This window comes from Haemophilus sp. SZY H35, from assembly GCF_018829705.1.
Classification (GTDB): Bacteria; Pseudomonadota; Gammaproteobacteria; order Enterobacterales; family Pasteurellaceae; genus Haemophilus; species Haemophilus haemolyticus_K.
In genome coordinates this window covers 361,705-387,746 of record NZ_JAHKJZ010000002.1, presented here as the reverse complement: position 1 = coordinate 387,746, position 26,042 = coordinate 361,705, and the positions used below count along the sequence as shown (strand labels likewise).

The 26,042-nt window shown below is 39.0% G+C and carries 16 protein-coding genes and 1 pseudogene; 8 read left to right on the top strand and 9 right to left on the bottom strand.

Going from position 1 to position 26,042, the window contains the following annotated elements:
• Positions 1-100 precede the first annotated feature (100 nt).
• From hrpA to KP710_RS05465, 3 genes are read right to left on the bottom strand one after another with little or no spacing between them, the layout of a single operon-like run.
• Positions 101-4,012, bottom strand: a complete 3,912-nt coding sequence (gene hrpA / locus KP710_RS05475; RefSeq protein ID WP_111407665.1) for an ATP-dependent RNA helicase HrpA — start codon at positions 4,010-4,012, stop codon at positions 101-103.
• Entirely contained in the window at positions 4,009-4,383 is a 375-nt protein-coding gene (locus tag KP710_RS05470) for a DUF423 domain-containing protein (RefSeq protein ID WP_106013945.1), read from the bottom strand. Before KP710_RS05470 ends, hrpA begins: the two co-directional genes overlap by 4 nt.
• Positions 4,384-4,836 (bottom strand): DUF441 domain-containing protein, encoded by a 453-nt coding sequence (locus tag KP710_RS05465; RefSeq protein ID WP_106013946.1) that lies wholly within the window; start codon positions 4,834-4,836, stop codon positions 4,384-4,386.
• Between the two features lie 132 nt (positions 4,837-4,968).
• On the opposite strand from KP710_RS05465, the gene KP710_RS05460 reads away from it, so the two are divergent.
• Positions 4,969-6,831, top strand: a complete 1,863-nt coding sequence (locus tag KP710_RS05460) for a monovalent cation:proton antiporter-2 (CPA2) family protein (protein WP_215770996.1) — start codon at positions 4,969-4,971, stop codon at positions 6,829-6,831.
• 79 nt (positions 6,832-6,910) lie between these two features.
• On the opposite strand, the gene tal is transcribed toward KP710_RS05460, so the two are convergent.
• The 4 genes and pseudogenes from tal to KP710_RS05440 form a co-directional block, all read right to left on the bottom strand.
• On the bottom strand, positions 6,911-7,864 hold the full coding sequence (tal, locus tag KP710_RS05455; protein WP_065265422.1) for a transaldolase: 954 nt from the start codon (positions 7,862-7,864) through the stop codon (positions 6,911-6,913).
• 123 nt (positions 7,865-7,987) lie between these two features.
• Positions 7,988-8,854, bottom strand: a pseudogene (locus KP710_RS05450) (VirK/YbjX family protein).
• 158 nt (positions 8,855-9,012) lie between these two features.
• The gene (tkt, locus tag KP710_RS05445; RefSeq protein WP_111407664.1) at positions 9,013-11,010 is read right to left on the bottom strand and encodes a transketolase; all 1,998 of its coding nucleotides are present in this window, start codon (positions 11,008-11,010) and stop codon (positions 9,013-9,015) included.
• Between the two features lie 111 nt (positions 11,011-11,121).
• Entirely contained in the window at positions 11,122-11,760 is a 639-nt protein-coding gene (locus KP710_RS05440; protein ID WP_111407663.1) for a YtjB family periplasmic protein, read from the bottom strand.
• A gap of 56 nt (positions 11,761-11,816) precedes the next feature.
• Here KP710_RS05440 and serB point away from each other — a divergent pair, with 56 nt between their 5' ends.
• From serB to ispC, 6 genes are all read left to right on the top strand, one after another.
• The gene (serB, locus tag KP710_RS05435; RefSeq protein ID WP_111407662.1) at positions 11,817-12,761 is read left to right on the top strand and encodes a phosphoserine phosphatase; all 945 of its coding nucleotides are present in this window, start codon (positions 11,817-11,819) and stop codon (positions 12,759-12,761) included.
• Between the two features lie 17 nt (positions 12,762-12,778).
• Positions 12,779-13,270 carry a YajQ family cyclic di-GMP-binding protein gene (locus tag KP710_RS05430; RefSeq protein WP_005629625.1) on the top strand — a complete coding sequence of 164 codons (492 nt, stop codon included), beginning with the start codon at positions 12,779-12,781 and terminating at the stop codon, positions 13,268-13,270.
• 83 nt (positions 13,271-13,353) lie between these two features.
• A complete protein-coding gene (hslO, locus tag KP710_RS05425) occupies positions 13,354-14,235 on the top strand; it encodes an Hsp33 family molecular chaperone HslO (RefSeq protein ID WP_111407661.1) in 882 nt (293 codons plus the stop codon).
• Between the two features lie 173 nt (positions 14,236-14,408).
• The gene (gene pckA, locus KP710_RS05420) at positions 14,409-16,025 is read left to right on the top strand and encodes a phosphoenolpyruvate carboxykinase (ATP) (protein WP_046939458.1); all 1,617 of its coding nucleotides are present in this window, start codon (positions 14,409-14,411) and stop codon (positions 16,023-16,025) included.
• A gap of 150 nt (positions 16,026-16,175) precedes the next feature.
• Entirely contained in the window at positions 16,176-16,733 is a 558-nt protein-coding gene (frr, locus tag KP710_RS05415; RefSeq protein WP_005632773.1) for a ribosome recycling factor, read from the top strand.
• A gap of 109 nt (positions 16,734-16,842) precedes the next feature.
• On the top strand, positions 16,843-18,030 hold the full coding sequence (gene ispC / locus KP710_RS05410) for a 1-deoxy-D-xylulose-5-phosphate reductoisomerase (RefSeq protein ID WP_111407660.1): 1,188 nt from the start codon (positions 16,843-16,845) through the stop codon (positions 18,028-18,030).
• 108 nt (positions 18,031-18,138) lie between these two features.
• Here the strand turns inward: ispC and KP710_RS05405 are convergent, their stop codons facing one another.
• Positions 18,139-22,653: a S6 family peptidase gene (locus tag KP710_RS05405; RefSeq protein ID WP_140450228.1), complete on the bottom strand. Its 4,515-nt coding sequence runs from the start codon at positions 22,651-22,653 to the stop codon at positions 18,139-18,141.
• 130 nt (positions 22,654-22,783) lie between these two features.
• A complete protein-coding gene (gss, locus tag KP710_RS05400; RefSeq protein ID WP_111407659.1) occupies positions 22,784-24,679 on the bottom strand; it encodes a bifunctional glutathionylspermidine amidase/synthase in 1,896 nt (631 codons plus the stop codon).
• 228 nt (positions 24,680-24,907) lie between these two features.
• Between gss and yedE the strand changes: the two genes are divergently transcribed.
• Positions 24,908-25,966: a YedE family putative selenium transporter gene (yedE, locus tag KP710_RS05395; RefSeq protein ID WP_111407658.1), complete on the top strand. Its 1,059-nt coding sequence runs from the start codon at positions 24,908-24,910 to the stop codon at positions 25,964-25,966.
• Positions 25,967-26,042 lie beyond the last annotated feature (76 nt).

Here is a 26,042-nt window from a genome sequence, read left to right as displayed (position 1 = left end):
AACTATATTTCCAGATAGGTACTATTTGGATAGTAAGATTGTAATTCAGTAAAATAGAGTGATTACATATTGTTTATATTATTTCTATGAGTATCTTTATTTATATTTCTCTCATTATATTCAAAATTCTTTTATCTGATATCTGATACTTCGTTCCTAATTGCTGCGCAAATAAGTTCACACGTAATTCCTCGATCATATAACGAATTTCCGCAACTTCATCAGAAATCGGTTTAGATTTCGGTAATTTGGCAAGAAGCTGTTGGTAGGCTTGTTGTACTTGTTCCACGCGTAGCATCGCTGCACGATCTCGATTTACATCTTGAGCCAGTTTATCAATACGTTTATCAACGGCTTGCAGATAACGCTGTAAATCTGGTAGACGATTGTAACCGCTCTTTTGTACAAAACCTGGATACACCAAGCCTGAAAGTTGTGATTTGATGTCGGATAATGCGAATGCCATAGTGAAATCCATTTTGCCTTTTAAACGTTGGTTTAAGGCATGGTTAAGGGATAGGATTTGCTCCACTTTCTGCGCAATATCCACGGTCACTTCGTTAAGGTTTTCTCGAACGAAATCACGCAATTTTTCAAAGCCTGCTTCATCCCACACAAAACCACCAAAATCGGCAATCAGTTTATCCACGGCACAAGCGATGCAGTCATCAATTAAATCTAACACGCGACCAAACGGGGTAAAATACAGCCCCAATTTGGCTTTATTCGGCAATTTTTCATGTAGATATTTAATCGGAGACGGTACATTGAGTAGCAACAAGCGGCGCAAACCTTGTTGCATTGCCACTGCTTGCTCAAGCTCTGTTTCAAACAGTTTAATACCTACCGCATCTTTTTCATCTACGATGGCCGGGAACGCTTTGACGCTAAAACCACGCTGTTTTTGTTCGTAACATTGTGGTAAATCTGCAAAACTCCAAATATGCAGCCCGCTTTGCTCAATACCATCATGTGCCACAGCAGAAATACTTTCCTGTACACGATCTTTTAAGTTAAATTTCAGCTCGTCCAAATTCATGGATTCGGCAATTTTCTTGCCATTTTCATCCACCACACGGAACGTCATTTTCAAATGGCTTGGAATTTGTTCCCAATTCCAATGTTCCGCCTCTACGGTGACGCCCGTCATGCGACGTAATTCATAAATTAGCGTATCTAATAACGGTTTCTCCAATGGCACGGCTCGACTTAAAAAGGCTTGGGCGTAATTAGGTGCAGGCACAAAGTTCCGGCGATAAGATTTCGGCAGAGATTTAATAAGCGCAATCACCAGCTCTTCACGCAAGCCTGGAATTTGCCAATCAAAGCCGGTCATTTCCACTTGGTTGACCAATGGCAACGGAATATGAACCGTCACCCCGTCCGCATCGGTACCCGGTTCAAATTGATAAGTTAATTTGAGTTTTAAATTGCCTTGATGCCAGAAATTCGGGAAATCCAACTTGCTCACCTGTTCAGCATCATCATTAATCAAGAATGAGCGTTCAAAATTAAGCAGCTCGGGATCTTGTTTTTCCGCCTTTTTCCACCAGGTATCAAAATGTTTTTGCGACACCACGTCAGTGCTAATACGCTGATCGTAAAACTCAAATAAAGTGCGCTCGTCCACCAAAATATCGCGGCGGCGACTTTTATGTTCCAGTTCCTCAACTTCTCGAATCAGCTGCTGATTTTGTTTGAAGAATTTGTGCTTTGTGTTCCAATCCCCTTCCACTAAGGCTGATTGAATAAAGATCTCGCGACTCACCGTTGGATCAATAGAACTGTAATTCACTGGTCGCGCAGCCACAATCGGCACACCGTAAAGCGTGACTTTTTCATCTGCAATCACCGCCCCACGAGATTTCGACCAACGAGGTTCAGAATAGGATTTTTTCGTTAAATGCTCAGCAAGTGGCTCAATCCATTCCGGCTCGATTTCCGCTACCATACGCCCCCAAAGTTTGGAGGTTTCCACTAACTCTGCTGCCATCACCCATTTCGGTTGTTTTTTGAAAAGCACAGAATTGGGGAAAATTGCAAAATGGGCATTACGTGCACCAAGATATTGTTGTTTCTCCGCTTCTTTTAAACCGATATGAGAAAGCAAGCCGCTTAAAAGTGCGGTATGAATTTGCTGATATTCTGCTTTTTCGGAATTAATCGGCAAGCCCATTTCACGCACGGCAAGGCGAATTTGTTGATAAATATCCTGCCATTCGCGAATGCGCAGATAATTTAAAAAATCCTTTTGGCACTGACGGCGGAATTGGTTTTTCGTCAATGCTTTTTGCTGTTCTTGTACATAATTCCAAAGATTCAAGAACGCCAAGAAGTCCGATTTTTTATCGGCAAAGCGGCGATGTTTTTCATCGGAAGCCTGTTGTTTTTCTGTTGGACGTTCACGCGGATCTTGAATGGATAACGCAGAGACGATGATCATCATTTCATAAACGCTGCCAAAATCGACCGCACTTAGAAGCATTTTAGCAAGGCGTGGATCGACTGGAAGTTGGGCAAGTTGGCGACCGATTCTTGTTAATCGACGTTTTTCACACGATTTGGTTTGAATGGTTTCAAACGCCCCCAACTCTTCCAACAACTTCACACCATCTTGAATATGCCGTTTATCCGGCGCATCAACAAACGGGAAAGCTTCAATATCATCCAAACCCAATGCCGTCATTTGCAAAATAACGGAGGCTAAATTGGTGCGTAGAATTTCAGGATCGGTAAACTCCGGACGAGAATTAAAATCATCTTCCGAATAAAGACGAATACAAATGCCTTCGCTCACCCGTCCGCAACGCCCTTTCCGCTGATTGGCGGAGGCCTGTGAAATCGGCTCAATAGGCAAGCGTTGTACTTTGGTGCGGTAACTATAACGAGAAATGCGTGCTGTACCTGGATCAATCACATATTTAATGCCTGGCACGGTTAATGAGGTTTCCGCCACGTTGGTGGCTAATACAATACGATTTAATCCGCTTGGATGGAAAATTTTATTCTGTTCTTGCGCAGACAAGCGAGCAAAGAGCGGTAGAATTTCCGTGTGTTTTAGATTTTGTTTTTGTAAAGCTTCGGCCGTATCGCGAATTTCTCGCTCGCCGTTCATAAAGATCAAAATATCGCCTCGACCTTCTGCTTGCAGTTCATCCACCGCATTGAGAATGCCTTGTAGCTGATCTTGATCGTCTTCTTCCACTACGGGACGATAACGCACTTCAACAGGATAGGTTCTGCCCGACACTTCGATAATCGGCGCGTTATTAAAATGTTTAGAAAAACGTTCCACATCAATGGTGGCGGAGGTGATAATGACTTTTAAGTCCGGACGACGTGGCAGAAGCTGTTTCAGATAACCGAGAATAAAATCGTTGTTCAAGCTACGTTCGTGTGCTTCATCAATAATCAGGCAGGAATATTGATTGAGGAAACGATCCGTTTGAATTTCAGCCAGCAAAATCCCGTCCGTCATCAACTTGATTTGGGTGTTATCGCTAATCAGATCGTTAAAACGAACCTTATAACCAACTAAACCGCCAAGCTCCGTTTCCAGTTCTTCCGCAATACGCGCAGCCACAGAACGCGCGGCAATACGGCGTGGTTGAGTATGACCAATCATGCCCAAATTGCCGAAACCTAATTCCAAACACATTTTCGGCAACTGCGTGGTTTTACCCGAACCGGTTTCCCCTGCTACCACAATGACCTGATGTTCAGAAAGCAGTTTTTGAATTTCTGCTTTGCGTTGGCTAACCGGCAAACTCTCTGGAAAAACAATCGGATGTTTAACCGCACTTTTACGATTTTCTACACGTAATTGAGCCTGTTCAATCTGCAGTTGGATTTCAGCGGCAACAGCTTGTTGAGCCTCTTGGCTTTTAATTTTTCCAATACCATGAATGCGGGCGGATAAACGACGTTTATCCACCAGCATGATGTCATTTAATTGAGAAAAAAGAGATTGTTGTAAAGGAGTTAATGTGTGTTTTACCGATCTGTTTTTCATAGCGATTTACTTTTGAAACTTCCGTAAGCTAAGCTAATCCATCCGATTAAAAATAAAGTCCCGCCAATAGGCGTAATCCACACGATTACATTGCTTGCTCCGAAAGCGAGGGCGTATAAACTTCCACTAAATAATAAGGTTCCAATTAACCAAGAAGACATGGATAATCGGGCGAATTTTTTGTCACGTAAAGCAGATAATGCAACGGCAAGTACTGTAATAGTATGGAACATTTGATATTTTAAACCCGTATCAATCCATGATAATGCTTTGGCTTCTAATACATGGCTTAAGCCATGAGCTGCAAATGCGCCTAGTGCGACGCAGAAGAATCCGCTTAAAGCGGCAAGAGTAAGGTATTTGTTTTTCATTTAAATTTTCCCTAAAAGTAAAGCTAATATACCTGCAGCAATAAGTGGACCAACGGGTATGCCACCAAAGAAAGATACGCCGATAACCGTACCAATCATAAGCCCTGTGACGAGAACGGGTTGATTTGTCATTAAGTCAACACCTTGGCCTGCAAGCCAGGCTACAAAAATACCAACGCCGATAGAGGAAAACATTTTCCAGTGAATAAAGGCAGAAAGTTCAGGCAATGGAATTTTCCCTGACACTAAAGGGCTGAGGACACCGAGGGTTAAAACCATAATTCCCAGTTTTAAACCATATTGATCGATCCAAGGAATATACTGTGATAAAAAAGTTTGCTGCATAATGAGCAAGACGGCAGCAGAAATTGTGATTGCGCTATTATGGCTGAGTAATCCGAGAATAATTAAAATCACCAATAATAAGGCGACGATATTAAATTGTAACGTCATAAGTAAAAGTGCGGTTAAAAGTGGTGAAGAATTATAGCAAGTTTAGATAATTGATGTGTTCTTTATTTCAATAAAACAGGCTAAAATACAAGCTACATTTCAGTTTTATTGAGCGTTTTTATGTCGAATACTATTGAGCATCTAGCTAACCATGAACTCATCAAAACCGTTATTTTACTCGCTTCCAGTGTAACCATTGTACCACTATTTAAACACCTTGGTCTTGGTAGTGTGTTAGGTTATTTGGTGGCTGGTTGTCTAATTGGGCCTTCTGTATTTGGCATAATTCAAGATCCTGCTGCAGTGGTGCATTTGGCTGAACTTGGTGTGGTAATGTTTTTATTTATTATTGGTCTTGAAATGCACCCTGAACGCCTTTGGGCAATGAGAAAAGCAATTTTTGTACGTGGTTTTTTGCAAGTGGGATGCTGTGGTGCATTACTTACTTTAGCTGGAATTTATTTGCTCGATTTACCAAAAGAAGTCGCGTTTATAGCAGGCATGGGATTTACACTTTCTTCAACTGCTATTGTGATGCAAACTTTGGAAGAACGTTGTATTACCAGCACATCTAAAGGTCAGCGAATTATTTCGACTTTAATTTTTGAAGATATTGCTATTGTACCATTATTGGCATCAGTGGCGTTTCTTGCGCCTCATTCTGAAGAAAGCACTCATACCGATTGGATGTCAATCGGCATAGCATTAGGCGCGGTAATCGGCTTGATTGTTGCGGGTAAATGGTTAATGAATCCGTTATTCCGATTAATTTCTAAAGCACATATTCGCGAGATGATGACAGCAGCCGCTTTATTAGTTGTACTTGGCGCGGCATTAGCCATGGAAATAGGTGGACTTTCAATGGCAATGGGGGCATTTGTAGCGGGCGTTATGCTGTCAGAGTCTTCGTTCCGCCATCAATTAGAAGCGGATATCGAGCCATTTCGTGGTTTATTGCTTGGCCTGTTTTTTATGGGCGTGGGTATGTCATTGGATTTGAGGTTAGTGTTTAATCACTGGTTATTACTACTCGGAATTGTATTCCTTTACATTATTGGCAAAGGGCTTTCCGTTTATGTCGTTGCCCGAATCACTCGCTTAGAACATAGAGAAGCAGTAGGAAGAATGTCACTCTTGGCGCACGGTGGTGAATTTGCTTTCGTACTTTTCTCTGCCGCAACAACAGCAGGCGTAATGAGCAACCATGAAAACGCTACTTTTACTGCAGCGGTAATTATTTCCATGTTGTTTTCTCCATTTATTACACAAATTACTCGTAAATTAGCGCAATGTGGAGAGAGAAAATCGGTGACTCAACCAGATACGAGCGATCTGTCGCCTATTGATGATTTAGAAGATAACGTGCTTGTAATTGGTTTTGGGCGTTTTAGCCAGATCGTATGTCAAACATTATTAATCCGTGGCATCAGCGTTTCAGTGATTGATCGTAATATAGAAAATATCCGTGCTGCGGCAAAATTTGGTTTTAAAGTCTATTATGGTGATGGTATTCGTTTGGATGTACTTTACGCCGCTGGAATTGAAAAAGCTAAATGTGTGGTGATTGGTATTAATGATACAGATCGCATTGAAACGATTGTGAGCCAACTTAAAGGGGCTTATCCAAACTTGCCGATTTTAACCCGCACTTATGATAGAAAAACGACCGTGAGCCTAATTAAGCAAGATGTGGATTTTATTGTGCGTGAAACTTTTGAATCCGCCATTGCGCTTAGCCAAGCAACATTGATGAAACTTGGCATTGATAAGATTGAGGCTGATGAAGTCATTAAAGAAGTGCGAGCATTGGATCAAGAACGTCTAAATGAGGAGGTTCTGCATGGTTTTTCTAATGAAATTGTGAAAAAGTATTGGACGCCAAAACCTTTTATTAAACCTTATGCTGATGCTCAGGCTTTAAATGATGAAACGGCAGAATTGTTAATCGATGAGGATGATTTACATCAAGACAGAGAAGAAACAATACAGAAATAATTTATTTTTAATTTTTCAATAAAAAACTCGCCATATATGGCGAGTTTTGACATAAAGATATGTTAGCACTTTCATGCAACTAAAGTTTTGCTGAAAGCATGGTTTCCAATTTTTCTTGATCAACAGCAAATTTACGAATACCATCTGCTAATTTTTCAACAGCCATAGCATCGCTGTTATGTTGCCAGTAGAACTCAGCTTCTGTTAATGGTTGTGGTTTCGCTTTTACTTCGCCTTTGTATTCTAGTTTGCGTACAAGTGCGGTTGAATTTTCTTGTAATTCTTTCAGTAATGCTGGAGCAATAGTTAAACGATCACAACCTGCAAGTTCAGTAATTTCACCTACATTACGGAAGCTTGCGCCCATCACAACGGTGTTGTAGCCATATTCTTTGTAGTAATTATAGATTTTGGTAACAGAAATAACACCTGGGTCTTCTGCTGGCGCATATTCTTTTTTATCGGAGTTTGCTTTGTACCAGTCTAAAATACGGCCTACGAATGGAGAAATTAAGTAAACGCCTGCTTCTGCACAAGCACGAGCTTGAGCTTCAGAGAATAATAAGGTTAAGTTACAGTTGATGCCTTCTTTTTCAAGGATTTCTGCAGCACGAATTCCTTGCCATGTTGATGCAATTTTGATCAGAATTCGATCATTTGAAATACCTGCAGCATTGTAAAGTGCAATTAATTTACGTGCTTTTTCAACTGTTGCTTGCGTGTCATAAGAAAGACGGGCATCCACTTCAGTAGAAATACGTCCTGGAACGATTTTTAAAATTTCTAAACCAATGTTTACCGCTAATTTATCTTCTGCATCAATGAGTTGTTGGGATTTGTCATTGCTTTGTGCTTTTGCATAAGAAACAGCTTCGTCAATAAGTGGTGAATATTGTGGTAGGGCAGATGCACTTAAAATTAAAGATGGGTTAGTTGTTGCATCTTGTGGTTGGTATTTTTTTATGGCCTCAATATCGCCAGTATCAGCAACCACAACGGTCATATTACGAAGTGAATCTAATTGAGTTGTCATCAGTCTCTCCTATTCAAATGAAATGGAATAAATAATCTCAGCTACGATAGCATAAATTTATGACGAAAAGGAAAAATTTTTCAATAGAAAAAATAGGTGCAGACATTGATCTGCACGGAAGATTTACATTTGAAGTTTATTTTTAAGTGTGGTTTCAATTTCATCTAACATAGCATAACGTTTACGATACATTGAGCGTTTTTTACTTGGAACATCGTCTAGGTTTGTATCTCTAATAAGAGGTAACATCCAATAATTTTTTCGTTCACCACCAGCTTCTGAAAATATGGCGTCATAATCAACCACAAAATGTTTACTTTGAACAAAGCGAGATTTGTTTTGGTATTTTTGAGGAATACCATAAAGTTTGTCATAGCCTAATATTTTTGTGAGCGATTTCATTATTTCAACCATTAGATAGGCTGGGCGTAATCCGTGGCAAGTTTTAGTGAGTTGTTTTACCATTTCTTTAGCGCCTTCAAAATTTGGGCCTTGCACAACAGAAATAAGCAATGCCTCCTCTAACTTCCCAAATGTGAGTAGATAAACTTCAGTATCAGTGGGTTTATAACGTAACTCTAATGTCCAAAAACCTTCCATTGGTTGGTGATTGCTTAGCATGAATAGCAATTCAAAATCAGGAATAATTTCACCAAAAGAAATTGGGGTTTCTAAAATAGAAGGAGATAGGTTTGATAATTTTTGTGGTACAAATAGAAAATTATCACAAATGGTTGATAAACGTTTTTGGGTATTGAAACGTTTATCTAAAAAACGATGAACTAAGGGATAGCTATAATTGGGACGTTGTGTTAGCAAGCTAATCAGAACTGGAGTTTGATTAACGAAGGCTTCAAATTTTTTTATTGTTTAACAATGTAAGAGTGAACGAAGACGATAACGTAAACGTTTTGCTGCATAAGATTTATTAGGTCTATCAGGATAAATCAATTCGGCTTTAGGCCACTGATATAAGGTTGGTACAGTCATGTGGATTCCTTAAAAGTGCGGTCAAAAATAAATGATGAATACCGATCCGCAAAATGCAATGAATTTTGACATAATTTTGGAAATATTGCTATTTGATATGAAGTTTAGGAAAATCAAAAGCGGCCAGTTTTTGCTGACCGCTTTTTATCATGAGGGAATTATAAAATCTCTTTCGCTTTCTCTACCACGTTTTCAACAGTGAAACCAAAGAGTTTGAATAATTGATCAGCAGGTGCTGATTCGCCGAAGCTATTCATGCCTACCACATGACCTTCAAAGCCAACGTATTTATACCAGAAGTCGGCAATACCCGCTTCAATCGCAACACGTTTAGTTACTGCTGCAGGTAATACGCTTTCACGGTACGCTGCATCTTGTTTATCAAAACGGTTAGTGCTTGGCATAGAAACGACACGTACTTTTTTACCTTCACCGGTTAATACATCCGCTGCTTTCACTGCTAATTCCACTTCAGAACCTGTCGCGATGAAAATTAATTCAGGTGTACCTTCGCAGTCTTTTAATACATAAGCGCCACGTTTAACGGCATCTAATTGTGCAGAAGTGCGGTCCATTTGTGCAAGATTTTGACGAGTGAAAATTAACGCACTTGGACCATCTTGACGTTCAACCGCTTGTTGCCATGCAATGGCTGATTCCACTTGGTCACATGGGCGCCATGTTTCAAGGTTTGGAATTAAGCGTAGTGATGCAGTTTGTTCCACAGGTTGGTGAGTTGGACCATCTTCACCTAAACCGATAGAGTCGTGAGTATAAACGAATAATGAGCGTTGTTTCATTAATGAAGCCATACGCACCGCATTGTGTGCATATTCGTAGAACATTAAGAAGGTTGCGCCGTAAGGAATGAAACCGCCGTGCAAGGCAATACCGTTCATAATGGCAGACATACCAAATTCACGAACACCGTAGTTGATGTAGTTACCACCTACGTTTTCATGCGCACGAATCGGTTTAGAACCACTCCATAACGTTAAGTTAGAGCTTGCTAAGTCTGCAGAACCACCTAAGAATTCAGGTAACACATGAGCATATGCTTCGATTGCATTTTGTGATGCTTTACGGCTTGCAATACTCGCTGGATTTGCTTGTAATTTTTCAATGAACGCTTTAGATTCTGCCGCCCAGTTTGCTGGTAATTCACCGTTTACACGACGTGTAAATTCTGCGGCAAGTTCTGGATATGCTTTTGCATAAGCAGCAAATTTTTCTTCCCAAGATTTTTCTGCTGCAGCTCCTTTCTCTTTTGCAGACCATTCAGCATAATATTCAGCCGGAATTTCAAATGGTGCGTAATCCCAGTTTAAGGCTTTGCGGGTCAATGCAATTTCTTCATCGCCTAATGGTGCACCGTGACAATCGTGTGACGCTGATTTATTTGGTGAACCGAAACCAATGATCGTTTTACAAATAATTAAAGTCGGTTTTTCTTTTTCTGATTGTGCAAGTACAACAGCCTGACGAATTTGTTCTGCATCATGGCCATCCACATTACGGATTACTTGCCAGCCATAAGCTTCAAAGCGTGCTGCGGTATCATCGCTGAACCAACCATCTACATGACCATCAATTGAAATGTTGTTGTCATCGTAGAATGCGATTAATTTACCTAGGCCTAATGTTCCCGCTAAAGAGCAGGCTTCATGAGAAATCCCTTCCATTAAACAGCCATCACCTAAAAACACATAAGTATGGTGGTCTACGATTTCATGGCCTTCACGGTTAAATTGGCCTGCTAAGGTTTTCTCAGCAATCGCCATACCCACTGCATTAGTGATACCTTGACCTAAAGGACCGGTTGTGGTTTCCACACCTGGTGCATAACCATATTCTGGGTGGCCAGGGGTTTTAGAATGTAATTGACGGAATTGTTTTAAATCTTCGATAGAAATATCATAGCCAGTTAAATGCAAAAGGCTATAAATCAACATAGAACCATGGCCGTTAGAAAGTACAAAACGATCTCGGTCAGCCCATTTAGGATTGGTTGGATTGTGTTTTAAAAAGTCGCGCCATAATACTTCGGCGATATCCGCCATCCCCATCGGTGCACCAGGGTGACCAGATTTAGCTTTTTGCACAGCATCCATTGATAAGAAACGAATTGCATTGGCTAATTGTCTACGAGTTGCCATTTTGTTCTCCTGTTATAATTCGCTTTGAAAAAATAATCTTGCGCATTCTACCTTATTTCTGAAGGAAATTTAGCAAAAATCCGCACTCAATTTAATAGTTTGTGACAATAATCAAATTCTATGGCGACGCTGGTGAAAACGCGTGCTACTCGATTTTGCTTTCAAATTTACCGCACTTTTTTTCTCTTTGGATTTGCGGTAAGTCCGTCGATAGTGACTTAAAAAATAATGAATAGAGCTTGCCATCACCGCGCCAAGTAAAAAGACAATAATGAGTTCACCATATAATTGATGAAAAATTTGATTGATTTTTGATTGGTTAGATTGCGTATATTGAGCATCAATGGTGACACGTAAAAATCCTTTAATGCCACTTTGGGCGTAAAGTGGCTCTACAATTTGTTGATTGTTTGCATCCGGTGAATTGCGCATTTCGCGACTTTGAGCCAGTAATTTTCCTTCGCCATCATATAAGCTCGCATCTAAAATAAAGTCTTCTTTGACTATTTGATCAAGATTGTCCGTTAATTGCTCTGTTTTAGCATTGTTTGTGAGTAAAACTGAAAATAAATTGGCTTGTTGACGAACCAAAATATGTGAGATATTCGCCACTTGGTTTACGCTCGCAAATTGTGAACTTAGCTTAAATTGTTTTACACCAAATAAGATAACGCCAAGTGCAGTTAGGCTTAGCACAATAATCGTTGCAAGCATGGTTGATTTGATTAGTTTTTCTTTAATTATTTGCACTTTTTCAACTCACATCGGTTAAAATCTTTTCAGTCGCCACAATTTACAGGATTTTTATGCAAATTCAACGTTTCGAAAGCATTACACAAAAATACCCACAATTTCCTACCGCACTTTTAGTTAACGAGGAGCCTATACAGAATGGGGAACCTTTTATCTTATACGGCACAAAGTTGGACATGACTAATCTGGAAAAATTTCAACAAAAGTGCGGTCAAAATTTTCAGATTTTTGATGTTTGGATGGTAGAGCAAAATATTGTCGTTTTATTGAAAGGCCAGTGGTTTGTTGATTTCGTTAACTTTGCTCATGATGTTGAAGTGGATATTGCTAAATTAGATTTTAGCCCTAAATTGTCTCAGGCTGGGTTATTGGTGATGGATATGGATTCTACCGCTATTCAAATTGAGTGTATTGATGAAATTGCGAAACTAGCGGGTGTTGGCGAACTTGTTTCTGCGATTACGGAAAGCGCAATGAGAGGCGAATTAGATTTCGAGCAAAGTTTGCGTCGTCGAGTTGGTACATTAAAAGGTGCGCCAGAAAGCATTTTGCAGCAAGTTAGAGAGAATTTACCGCTAATGCCTGGATTGGTTGAAACGATCGAGACTTTACAGAAATATGGTTGGAAAACCGCAATCGCTTCAGGCGGATTTACTTATTTTGCGGATTATTTGAAAGCCTTATTGCAGCTTGATTTTGCTGCATCAAATCAATTTGATATTGAAGATGGAAAACTCACTGGCTTAGTTAAAGGCGATGTGGTTGATGCCCAATACAAAGCTAAAACATTGCAACGTCTGTTAGAGAAATACGGTATTGATTCACAATATTCTATTGCTATCGGAGATGGGGCAAATGACTTGGCAATGATGAATGTAGCCGGGTTAGGCGTTGCATTCCATGCTAAACCTAAAGTGCAACAACAAGCGCAAATTGTGGTAAACTTCGCCGACTTAACCGCACTTTTATGCCTTTTAAGTGCTAATGATCGAATTTAATAAAATGGGAGAAGACTATGCCATCTTTTGATATTGTTTCTGAAATTACTTTACATGAAGTCCGTAATGCAGTGGAAAATGCAAACCGAGTGCTTAGCACGCGTTATGATTTTCGTGGTGTAGAAGCGGTAATTGAATTAAATGAAAAAAATGAAACGATTAAAATCACCACAGAATCTGATTTCCAACTTGAGCAATTAATTGAGATTTTAATTGGATCTTGTATTAAACGTGGTATTGAGCACAGTTCTTTAGATATTCCTGCAGAAAGCGAACACCACGGTAAACTTTACAGTAAAGAAATCAAACTTAAACAGGGTATTGAAACAGAGATGGCGAAGAAAATTACTAAATTAGTAAAAGATTCTAAAATCAAAGTTCAAACTCAAATTCAAGGTGAGCAAGTGCGAGTGACAGGTAAGTCACGCGATGACTTACAGGCAGTCATTCAACTTGTTAAAGGCGCTGAATTAGGTCAACCATTCCAATTTAATAATTTTAGAGACTAGGATATAGTTATTAAGGTTTAAACTCATAGAAGTATGCAAAATTACCGCATATTTTTCAATGTATTATCGATGAGAAATAGTTAATGACAGAACAGGAAAAACATATTCAAGACAATGACAAGCTTTACCGTTATCTTTTCCAAAATCGTGCGGTTCGTGGGGAATGGGTTCGCTTAAATAAAACATTCACTGATACATTAAATACCCATCACTATCCTAAAGCAGTACAGGATTTATTGGGTGAAATGATGGTGGCGACTAATTTGCTTACTGCCACACTAAAATTTGACGGCAATATCACCGTACAAATTCAAGGCGATGGTCCATTACGCTTAGCATTAGTAAATGGCAATGATCAACAACAAATCCGCGCCCTTGCTCGAGTGGATGGCAACATCACTGAAAATATGAGTCTGCATAATATGATTGGTAAAGGCGTATTGGTCATTACTATTGCACCAAAAGAAGGCGAACGCTATCAAGGTGTAATTAGCTTGGATAAACCGACGATCACAGAATGCTTAGAAGATTATTTTGTACGTTCAGAACAGCTTCAAACTCAATTAATTATTCGTACTGGTGAATATGAAGGAAAACCAGTGGCAGCAGGTATGCTATTACAGATTATGCCTGATGGTTCTGGTACACCAGAAGATTTTGAGCATTTAACTACGCTCGCAGCAACAATAAAAAACGAAGAATTATTTGGTCTCCCTGCAGAAGAGTTACTCTATCGTTTGTATCATGAAGAAACCGTCAATCTTTATCCAGCACAAGATGTACAATTTTTCTGTGGCTGCTCTGCTGAGCGTTCTGGTTCTGCATTACTGCTCATCTCTGATGAAGAAATTGACGAAATATTAGCCGAGCATAAAGGCAGTATTGATATGCAATGTGAGTGCTGTGGCACACACTACTTTTTTAATAAAGAAGCAATTGAAAAATTAAAATCAACAAAACTTTAAAAACAATCCCGACGCCATGTCGGGATTTTTGATCTACATCATCAATACACCTAAAAATAGGTAATGAAGAGCTATAATTTTTCAAAAATGAGATCTAGTTAACATTTTTTTGCATTGACATTCTTTAGAATAGGCGACAGTTAAATTTTAATCTTAAATATTAGAGGTGACTTATGACAGACTTAAACAAAGTAGTAAAAGAACTTGAAGCTCTAGGCATTTATGACGTAAAAGAAGTTGTCTACAATCCAAGTTACGAGCAATTGTTCGAAGAAGAAACCAATCCAGGTTTAGAAGGCTTTGAAAAAGGTACTTTAACTACGACTGGTGCAGTAGCTGTAGATACTGGTATCTTCACTGGCCGTTCACCAAAAGATAAATATATCGTGTTAGATGAAAAAACCAAAGATACTGTTTGGTGGACATCTGAAGCAGCAAAAAATGACAACAAACCAATGAATCAAGCTACATGGCAAAGTTTAAAAGACTTGGTGACTAACCAACTTTCTCGTAAACGCTTATTTGTGGTTGATGGCTTCTGTGGCGCTAGCGAACACGACCGTATTGCAGTACGTATTGTCACTGAAGTTGCATGGCAAGCACACTTTGTGAAGAATATGTTTATTCGCCCAACTGAAGAACAACTCAAAAATTTTGAACCAGATTTCGTTGTAATGAACGGTTCTAAAGTAACCAATCCAAACTGGAAAGAACAAGGTTTAAATTCAGAAAACTTCGTTGCCTTCAACTTAACTGAGCGCATTCAATTAATCGGTGGTACTTGGTACGGCGGTGAAATGAAAAAAGGTATGTTCTCAATGATGAACTACTTCCTACCACTTAAAGGTGTAGGTGCAATGCACTGCTCAGCTAACGTTGGTAAAGATGGCGATGTAGCTATCTTCTTCGGCTTATCTGGTACAGGTAAAACAACACTTTCAACCGATCCAAAACGTGAATTAATCGGTGACGATGAACACGGTTGGGATGATGTGGGTATCTTTAACTTTGAAGGTGGTTGCTATGCGAAAACCATTCACCTTTCAGAAGAAAATGAACCTGATATTTACCGCGCTATCCGTCGCGATGCATTATTAGAAAACGTGGTTGTTCGTGCAGATGGTTCTGTTGATTTCGATGATGGTTCAAAAACAGAAAATACCCGCGTGTCTTATCCAATTTATCACATCGATAACATTGTAAAACCAGTTTCTCGTGCTGGTCACGCAACTAAAGTTATTTTCTTAACTGCAGATGCATTTGGCGTATTACCACCAGTATCTAAATTGACACCAGAACAAACTAAATACTACTTCTTATCAGGTTTCACTGCAAAATTAGCAGGTACTGAACGTGGTATTACTGAACCAACTCCAACTTTCTCAGCATGTTTCGGTGCAGCGTTCTTAACCCTTCACCCAACTCAATATGCAGAAGTGTTAGTAAAACGTATGCAAGCAGCCGGTGCTGAAGCTTACTTAGTGAATACTGGTTGGAATGGTACAGGCAAACGTATCTCAATCAAAGATACTCGCGGAATTATTGATGCAATCTTAGATGGCTCAATTGAAAAAGCTGAAATGGGCGAATTGCCAATCTTCAACTTAGCAATTCCTAAAGCATTACCAGGTGTAGATTCTGCAATCCTAGATCCTCGTGATACTTACGCAGATAAGGCACAATGGCAATCAAAAGCTGAAGACTTAGCAGGCCGCTTTGTGAAAAACTTTGTTAAATATGCGACTAACGAAGAAGGCAAAGCTTTAATTGCAGCTGGCCCTAAAGCTTAATTAAAAATACTAAAAATATTAACCGCACTTTGGGTGACTGAAGTGCGGTCATTTTTTATCTGTTTTCAAGCTGATAAATGTATTCAAAAATTGACAAAAATCCAGTAAAATCACTGCGTTTTAACTTTCGTCAATTAAAAGGACAATGCAATGCTTAACCAAATTAAAAAAGATGCTCAAGATCGTATGGAAAAAAGCCTTGAAGCATTAAAAGGCCATATTTCGAAAATCCGTACAGGTCGTGCACAACCAAGTCTACTTGATGCAATTCAAGTGGAGTATTATGGTGCAGCGACGCCACTTCGCCAATTAGCAAACGTAGTGGCAGAAGATGCACGTACTTTAGCTGTAACTGTTTTTGATCGTTCTTTAATTTCTGCGGTAGAAAAAGCAATTTTAACCTCAGATTTAGGTTTAAACCCATCTTCAGCGGGTACCACAATCCGTGTTCCACTTCCGCCATTAACAGAAGAACGTCGTCGCGATTTAATCAAAATTGTAAAAGGCGAAGGTGAACAAGGTAAAGTTGCGGTTCGTAATGTGCGTCGTGATGCGAATGATAAAATCAAAGCATTATTAAAAGACAAAGAAATTAGCGAAAACGAACAACATAAAGCAGAAGAAGAAATCCAAAAAATCACAGATATTTACATTAAAAAAGTAGATGAAGTATTAGCGGATAAAGAAAAAGAATTAATGGATTTCTAATCATAAAAAATGCGAAAGGCAGACAGTTTTGTCTGCCTTTATTTTATTAGGTATGCGAATTTAGACGTACCAATGAAAATATAATCAACAAAAGTGCGGTAAAGATTCTATGCAAAAACAAAACATTGTCATTCTTGGTTCAACGGGATCGATCGGTAAGAGTACCCTTTCAGTTATCGAAAATAACCCTCAGAAATATCATGCATTTGCACTCGTAGGCGGAAAAAATGTAGAAGCAATGTTTGAACAATGCGTAAAATTCCGACCGCACTTTGCGGCTCTTGATGATGTAAATGCGGCTAAAATTTTACGTGAGAAATTAATTGCACATCATATTCCAACAGAAGTGTTGGCAGGACAACAAGCTATTTGTGAACTTGCTGCACATCCAGATGCCGATCAGATAATGGCATCGATTGTTGGTGCAGCAGGATTGTTACCGACTCTTTCAGCAGTTAAGACTGGTAAAAGGGTATTACTGGCAAATAAAGAATCTCTGGTAACCTGCGGACAGCTTTTTATTGATGCCGTAAAAAACTATGGTGCGAAGCTTTTACCAGTAGATAGTGAACATAATGCTATTTTTCAATCATTACCGCCAGAAGCACAAGAAAAAATCGGTTTTTGCCCACTTTCTGAATTAGGTGTAAGTAAAATTATACTCACCGGTTCTGGCGGGCCATTTCGTTACATACCACTCGAACAGTTTGCTAGTATCACACCAGAACAAGCAGTTGCGCACCCTAATTGGTCTATGGGTAAAAAAATCTCTGTCGATTCAGCTACAATGATGAATAAGGGCTTGGAATACATTGAGGCTCGCTGGCTTTTCAATGCAAGTGCGGAAGAAATGGAAGTCATTATTCATCCACAATCAATTATTCATTCTATGGTACGTTATATTGACGGCTCAGTCATTGCTCAAATGGGAAATCCAGATATGCGTACACCAATTGCAGAAACTATGGCATACCCTCACCGCACTTTTGCCGGAGTAGAACCTCTCGACTTCTTTAAAATTAAAGAGCTGACCTTTATTGAACCTGATTTTAATCGCTATCCAAATTTAAAACTCGCTATTGATGCCTTTGCTGCAGGTCAATATGCGACAACAGCAATGAATGCAGCTAATGAAATTGCCGTACAAGCATTTTTAGAGCGTCAAATTAGCTTTATGGATATTGCAAAAATTAATGAGCGTACTATTGAGAAGATTACACCGCAATCTATTCAATATATTGACGATGTATTGGAAATTGATCATTTAGCGAGAAAGATTGCTGCAGAACTAATATAAAAGTGTGATGTTGCGTTTATATTCTTATTATGGATAGAGTTTGTTTACTACTACTAATAAAAAAGTACGGCAAAACATAGCCGTACTTTTTTTATTTACTAGATAACGCTACCAAGTAAAACCGACCTTTAATGAAGCAAATTTCTGTGGTGCCACATCAGAGCCCTTAAGTATTCCAACATTTGTGCTAATATTCCACTGTTTCATCTGCGCATTAAAACTAAGTTCATGAGTAAAATAACGCCCGAATTGTTGTTTTAATGCAACATCATTGACACTTAATATACCATCAAGGGCAAGTTTTTGTTGAGTGGCATCATAGTAGTTGCTTGAGAAACTTGGGGTGAATTTTACACCATTTATATCAAAGGTTTTATCTAACATTATACCTGCTCGGTAAGTAGTTAAATGTAACGTTTTACTGTTGATATTGGCACCATCTAATTGGTAGTTTGTGCTAGATAGACGGTAGTAGCGCATACCAACTGAAGGTGTGACGTGAATTCCCGAGTCCAAAGAAGCCCCAATATTTCCGCCTGCACTCAAAATATTACGGTGGAACGTTTGGTTTTCTTCGTCAAATTTTACATTGTTACGGCTGCGTCCATAACCTAAGTCAAAACTTGCAAAGACACCATTATTCCACTCACCTTTAACAAAACCATTTATGCCTGTTAGTCGGCTTGTACCCGATACATTTTCATCAAACTCATTATTCGCACGAGAATGAGAAAGCAGCGCACCAATTTGTATGGTCGAATTTAATGCCTGTGCTACACCGATTTGAGTTAAAGTTAAATTTTGCTTATATGGTCGATTATAGTCGGAGCGATAAGTTCTCTGACTTGCTTCCGTATTCACCCAAACATTCGATTTATCTTGGCTTAATAAATGACGATCTAAATTTCGTCCAATTTGTAATACCGAATTAACGTTTGAAGAAAGCTCTGATAAAGCCGTATTGGAATAACGACTGATCAATTGAGCCTGTACAGGTATTGCCACATCTTCAGGTATCTCACCTAAGAAATGATTAATATCACCTAAAGTTGCATAAGTATCTTCAAGCGCATTAACGAGAGAACGTATAGCTTGATCTAAATTTTCTTGCGCAAAATGAACCGCACTTTCATCACCTGATGCTTTAGCATGTTCTAATGCTTGTTGAGCAAATTCTACTTGTTCAATATTTGCATCAAGTTCCGCTTCAAAAGCCACTAGATCACTATTATTTGCGACTTTAGCAACTTTTCGACATACATCAGATGAAAGCCCTTGGGCTGTGCAAAGTTTTTGCGCTTGTGCAATTTTATTTGCATAACCCACTTGTAAACGATTTAATTCTGCTTGCAAATTACCTTGTTGAGATGAAAGTGAATTAACTTCATTTTTTATCGAATTAACACCATTAAGTACCGAAGATACTTGTTGCGTATAATAATTTGCTTGAGAATTAAGGTTGCGATATTCATTACGTTGATTTTCTAATTTAGACTTATATTGCGTAAATTGCTCATATAATCGTCGACGTTTAATAAAACGGATACGAGGCGTACGATTGTATTCATTAAAAGCATTATCAATTTGATTATTGGTTTGGTTTATATCTGAAAGCAATCGTGCAACATGTGATTTATAAGTATTTTCTTTTGCTTTCACATCCTCGTATTGAGCATTTAATCGATTTAGCTCTTGTTGTTTTTGATTAAGTAATTGGTGCACTTTCTCAAATTCACGCTGACTATTTGCAATAAGTTGCTCGTTACCTTGAAAAGACTGTTCAGCCTCACGCAATGGGTTATATAGTCGATAGTCATTGTTGCGATTAGCTAGAATATAACGATATGCCCCTAAATCAATATAACCATTTTCAAGCGCAAAGCGAGCTTGCCCTATTCGCTGATTTGGATGATTTAATTTAACAAGGCTTAATGGATTTACTTCATTAGGTTCTTTACCCGTATTTTTTACAGAAAGGATATAAGAACCCGAGGCAAGCCCATTTACTGTAATATGATCGCCTCTACGTTCCGCCACATTCGTTAAGAAACGGAAGTGACCATTCCCTGTCAATTTGCCATTAATTGTTAACTCATTAAATTGAATCCAACCACGATAGTTTTTATTTACATCATCATAATTGGCATTTAATGTGATCTGGCTATTAGGTAAAAGCTCTAAATTTCCTACTGTACTATTTCCGTTGAGTGACCACTGGCTATTAGGTTGTAAGTAAATTTGTGTCGTAGGGGCTGCATTAATACGCCCAACTAAATGCGCTTTACCTAAATTAAGCTGGCTATTATTTTTTAAATCAATGTTACCGAATACAACTGTAACAGGCATACTATTAAAAGCTAAATGCCCTAAAGTCTTATTCTCAGAACAAGCTGTGTAACCTGTATAAGATGCACGAATGCATTCATTGGATTTACCTTGGGTAAAACCTAGCTGAATTTGGGCTTGATGTCGAGCGTTGAAATTTCCTTCTAGTAAGCTTACATTACGACTACTTTCTAGTTTTGCATTGCCTGAAACATTAAATTCACGCGCTTTGAATTGGCGATTAATCCAACTATTTTCATCTATAACTTCTTTTTTGTTTAAATGATCATAAGCGTGAGGAGTAGGAATGCCTGAAAGTACTAAGTGCCCTGCTGATACGTTTAAATTACCATTTAAATTCGTACCGCCGTTCAATACAAGCACACTATTGTAATAGTTAGGGTTGTAATTAAACGTTAACGCACCGTTATAACGTTGAGAATCATACTCGCCAAGGAAACCACTAAACGTATCTAAACGTTTTTTCGAATTTTCTTTTTCGACCGCGTTTCTTATAACTTTTTGTTTGTCGTTACCTAAAAATTCCCAATCATTGGCGGTTGTCATATCCAAAGGGAAATAAGCTCGAGGATTTTTCCCATCTTTTAGACGGAAATAATCTAATCGGTTATTTCTGTGGATGTTTTTATATTCATAAAGCGCAAATGAAGTGGTTGGTTCCTCTCCCCACTTTACCCATTCTATGTTTTGAGCTGTTACATCATTACGACCAATTACATTAATTTCAGCGGCGTAAGTGCGGTGATTATTGACAATTTTTGCACCGTCATCAGTATTTTGAATACGATGAAAAGTAAGCGAATTTCCATTAACATCTAATCGCCCACCTCGGAAACCAAAGTAAATATTGTCTGGATTGACCTGCTTATTATTGGCAAGAATAACCGTTCCTCGGCCACTTGTTATCCCAACTTGATTAAAAGCTTGCTGCTGTCCATTAAACGGCTTTTGATCAAGTACTACAGTTCCATCGCCTACACTAATATCACCTAGGTTTTTGCCTTGCCCATCAATATAAAGTGTGCCTGAACCTAATTTTGAAAGGCGGTCATTAATAGGATTTTTTACACGCCAATGAACTGTTTTATCACCGTTGACGACAATTCCCGCTCCTAGCCAAGTCGTATCATTATTTTCTGCGCGAACAATGGCATTTTGATTGAAGTATAAAGCCCCCGCACCTTGGTTAATACTATCTTTAAGGATTAGAGTTGAACCATCACCACCTTGGAAATGAATAGTCTTACCGTTATCTAAAGAAGGGCGTTGCGTATTTTGATCTAATGATTTTTTAGATGAACTTTCTAATGCTAAATGAATATTTTCAGTACCATTTTTTAATACACTATCGCCATTACCTAAATTCCACCATTGAATCTCTTTGGCACGAAATGGAATCTGAATCTCATCGTTCTGAAAAGCTTGTGCTATGACATCAGGTTGAATAATCGTATAAATGTTCTCTGTGCGATCATAATTTGCAAAAGTAGATAACACCGCTGCTAATACCCAGCGTTTCTCTTTAGCATCATAAGCAAATAGTGGTGAGCCACTATCACCAGGCAAACCATAAGTTGCTAATCCATCATAAATATCACCATTGAATAACACCCAATTATCCATTGATGAGCGCGGTGTAAGTGGTATACCACCTGTAAGATAGTTGTATGCTGAGGTTAAAGACGTTTTTTCCTTGCCATCTTTACTTCTTAAATATTGACGTCCAGAACCTACTCGTACAAAGTACGGATAACGATTTTTATCTAAAAAAGCGCCATTATGTGGCCCTGTTTTTTTAGCATTATCAAAAGCAATATTATTTAGAGGTATCGGTGCAACTTCGGTCACTAATTTATGTAACCGAGGGGCGTGAAAATCCAATCTGCTATGATTATTTCGCTCTGTAATAAGATAATTAAAATAATGACTATCTGAATTATTGCCACTATCACCAAATTGTACAGAACCATAACCTGAGTTATGTTTTACACTGGCGATATACTGAGGATTAAACAAGGTTGCAATACCACTTACCCTATTTGCCACATGTAAATCAGGCATAGGTAAATTAGGTAATACAGTTGCAATCTTCTGACCTTGTTTATTAAAAACGGGAATATTGCTAGAACCGACTGAAAATTGTCCTTTATTTTCAGCAAAATCGCGGAAGAATTGGTAGTCCACATCATTACGGACCATTGAGGCTTGCGCGTAAGAATTCGCAAAAGCAAGACTTAATGCCAAAAGTGTTGGACGAAACAAATTGATTTGATGCATTATGGTTGCCTTATAACTTATAAATAGAAAAATATAAATTCGAGTAAAGTGCGGTAAAAATTCCGTAAATCTTTAAAAATTAGATCCGTTAATTTTACCCTATTTTCGTAGGTAATGCACGGTAACCTGATTATTTCTTTTGTCCAAAAAATACTTTATCCTTCAACACCCTCAAAGGCTGCATATCACTATTTCCCATGATGACACGACTCGAATCAGAACGTAGGCAAGTGCCACCATAATGCCCTCCCACGGTAAAAGTACAGATTTGCAAATATTGATCTTCCACTTGCGGTAAGCACCAAAGCTGTTGATAAATACTATCTTGCTGACCAAACTGCCCATCGGTTGTATCCAGCGTAGAATTATTTTCACCAATCAATTTAACATTATCACCTCGACGACCTGCAATTGGTTTTTGTGCGTAGCCGTTTTGGATTAAATTTGGTGTGAGATGAAAACTTGCCTCTAATAAATAACGATGATTAGGGAATAAAGACCAAAGCACAGGCAAAATCGCCTTATTACTTGGAATTGCCGTCCAAAGTGGTTCATAAACCAACACTTCTGGGCGAAGTAGTACATCAATTAACCGTACTTTATCTTCAGGATAACCAGTGCGAATAGGTGGTGCGACTTCCATTCCTGTTGCATCTTCACGAAGTTGTTCCAGCATAGTTTCCCACGCCCATGTTTTCCAAACGGTTTGAACTTGGTTATTTTCATCATCAATCAGGCGACCACGATTATCCCAATGCAATCCTTCTGTGCCGTGAATAATTTTAGCTTGAAATCCCGCTTGTACCAATGCTTGTTGCATAAACATAGCGTGGTAATCTTCTTCATCATCGTGATCTTGCAAAATATGAACTAATTTTGAGGCTTGACTATGTTGCCAACAATCAGCTAACGCATTACGTAAACCATCGGATGGATTTTCCCCCAATACGCCACCAGCTTGTTTTGCCCAACGATTCATAATATCGCCTGCCTCAGCATGGCAAGAAGCTGAATCTGCATTATATTCATAGACTTTCAAACCTCGTTTACTCATACAAAAATCTAAACGACCTGTAATCGTCTGATAACGGCGATTTTGCCAAGAAAGCCTTAAGCGTGGCCAAAGGAGTTTCGGAATATTGAAATACTGCAACAGATTATCATCTTTAAGTACCTTGTCTGTCGCATGCAAATACATTAAATGCAGTTCATTAGTGGCGTGAATTAATTCCTGTTGAGCACTTTCAGACATAGCAAAATAGCGATATTGATCAGAATGGCTCACTTTATGTCCGCTCATTGCCTTAATATATGCTGCATCAAATGGCTCATTTTCATTTAACCATTTCCCATTAAATTGACCGTGATTGTCAACATGATGAGCTTGTAACCGAAGTGCGGTGGATTTTGGGAAAGGTTGGGGTTCTGAAAATTCAGTATCGTTTGTTTGAATCATCCAGCCAAGAATTTTAGTATCATCAAAAGTATCTTGTAGAAAATAACCTTGTTCTGAAACAATCATCGGCAATTCACGCGTCCATTGCTGACCACTTGGCAAGCGGGAATGAATTACATTTTGCTCGGCGATTCTAACGCTATCAGGCAACACCTCGGTGATAATTGCCACATGCCCCGTGTGTTTAAATTCTCCCCCTTCTTGCCAAATTAATAAGGAACCTGCTTGAGGTTTACGTTTACAACCATTAGAAAATGCCTGCAAGGGCAACAAGGCATCGTTCACCACTTGGCGTAAAAAACGTAAAGAAAAGATCTCGTACGCCATACCAACATCGGCAAACACAACGCCATGATTGAGATATAAATAACGACGTGCAAATTCCACACACTGCCATTTATAGCCCATATATTCTCGCCCTAGATAACTCCGAAATGCAGCATCATTCGGGAACTCTTTATCATCTGCAGTATTGTAATCTGAGGAATAAATTGCCACGCCACCAGGTGCATATCCAAGCAAGCTACCAAAAGGATCGTGGGTAATGATATTGGCTGAACGTTCTGTCATAGTATCTTCCGAGTAAAAAATGAACGTAGTTAGTATAGATCTTTTATTTTCATTACGGAAATCAATAAAAATTTTACCGCACTTTTTTCGTGGCAAATTTTTGATTTATCTCATCTTTTCATCAAAACATTCTTTACCATTTAACTTCTTAGATTAAAATGAACGTGCTTTTCGAGTATTCGAGAGTACACAATTTAGTTTAACTTTAGATATCACAAGGGTTTCATTATGAAAGGATCAAAATGGCCTGTGGTTGCAGGTGCTGCACTTGGTATCATCGCTCCACTACTTACTTATAGCGGAAATCCTGGTAATATGGGATTCTGCGCAGCCTGTTTCTTACGCGATACAGCTGGCTCCATTGGCTTACATCAAGCCGCTCCACTTCAATATATTCGCCCAGAACTCATCGGATTAATTTTCGGTGCATTAGTGAGTGCGTTATTTGCAAAAGAATTCCGTGCTCGTGGTGGTTCATCGCCATTCATTCGCTTAATTTTAGGGGCATTTGCCATGATTGGTGCACTAACATTCTTAGGCTGCCCATGGCGGGCATATTTGCGTTTAGGCGGTGGCGATTTATCTGCAATTGCCGGTATTGTCGGTTTATTTGTCGGTGTACTAGGTGGAATTTTCTTTAGTAATCGAGGATTTTCTCTCGGCAAATCAAAAGAACAAGCTCCCATCAGTGGATGGATTTCTGTCATTATTGCGGGTTTATTACTTATTGGTGTTATCACACAATTTAGTTTTGGCGAAGGCTTACCCCTTTATTTCTCACAAAAAGGCCCTGGCACACAACATGCATTTTGGGCATTATCTTTAGCAGGCGGGCTAATCATAGGCGTATTAATGCAAAAATCACGTTTCTGCTCAATTGGCGCATTCCGTAATTTTATTCTATTCCGTGATTCTTCGTTATTGAACGGTGTCATCGCTTTAGTGGTATTTGCTACTATTACCAATGCTTTACTTGGTCAATTCCATTTAGGGTTTGAACAACAACCTGGTGCACATAATCAATATCTTTGGAACTTCCTCGGCATGGCTCTTTGCGGATTATGCTTCTCCCTTGGCGGTGGTTGTCCTGGCAAACATTTAGTTCATCTTGGTGAAGGCGATAATGACTCCGCTATTTTTGTACTTGGTATGCTTTTAGGTGCAGCCGCTGCACATCGCTTAAGCCTTGCTGCTTCAGGCTCTGGCATTGGTGAATTCACGCCTTATGCTTTAGTTCTTGGATTTATATTCTGCGCCTATATTGGCTTTACAAAAAAATCGGCTTAACTCACTTTCTATCTGCACTCATCACGAGTGCAGATTTTCTTTTCCTTGCATTATCCCCCTTACAGTGTCAAACTCT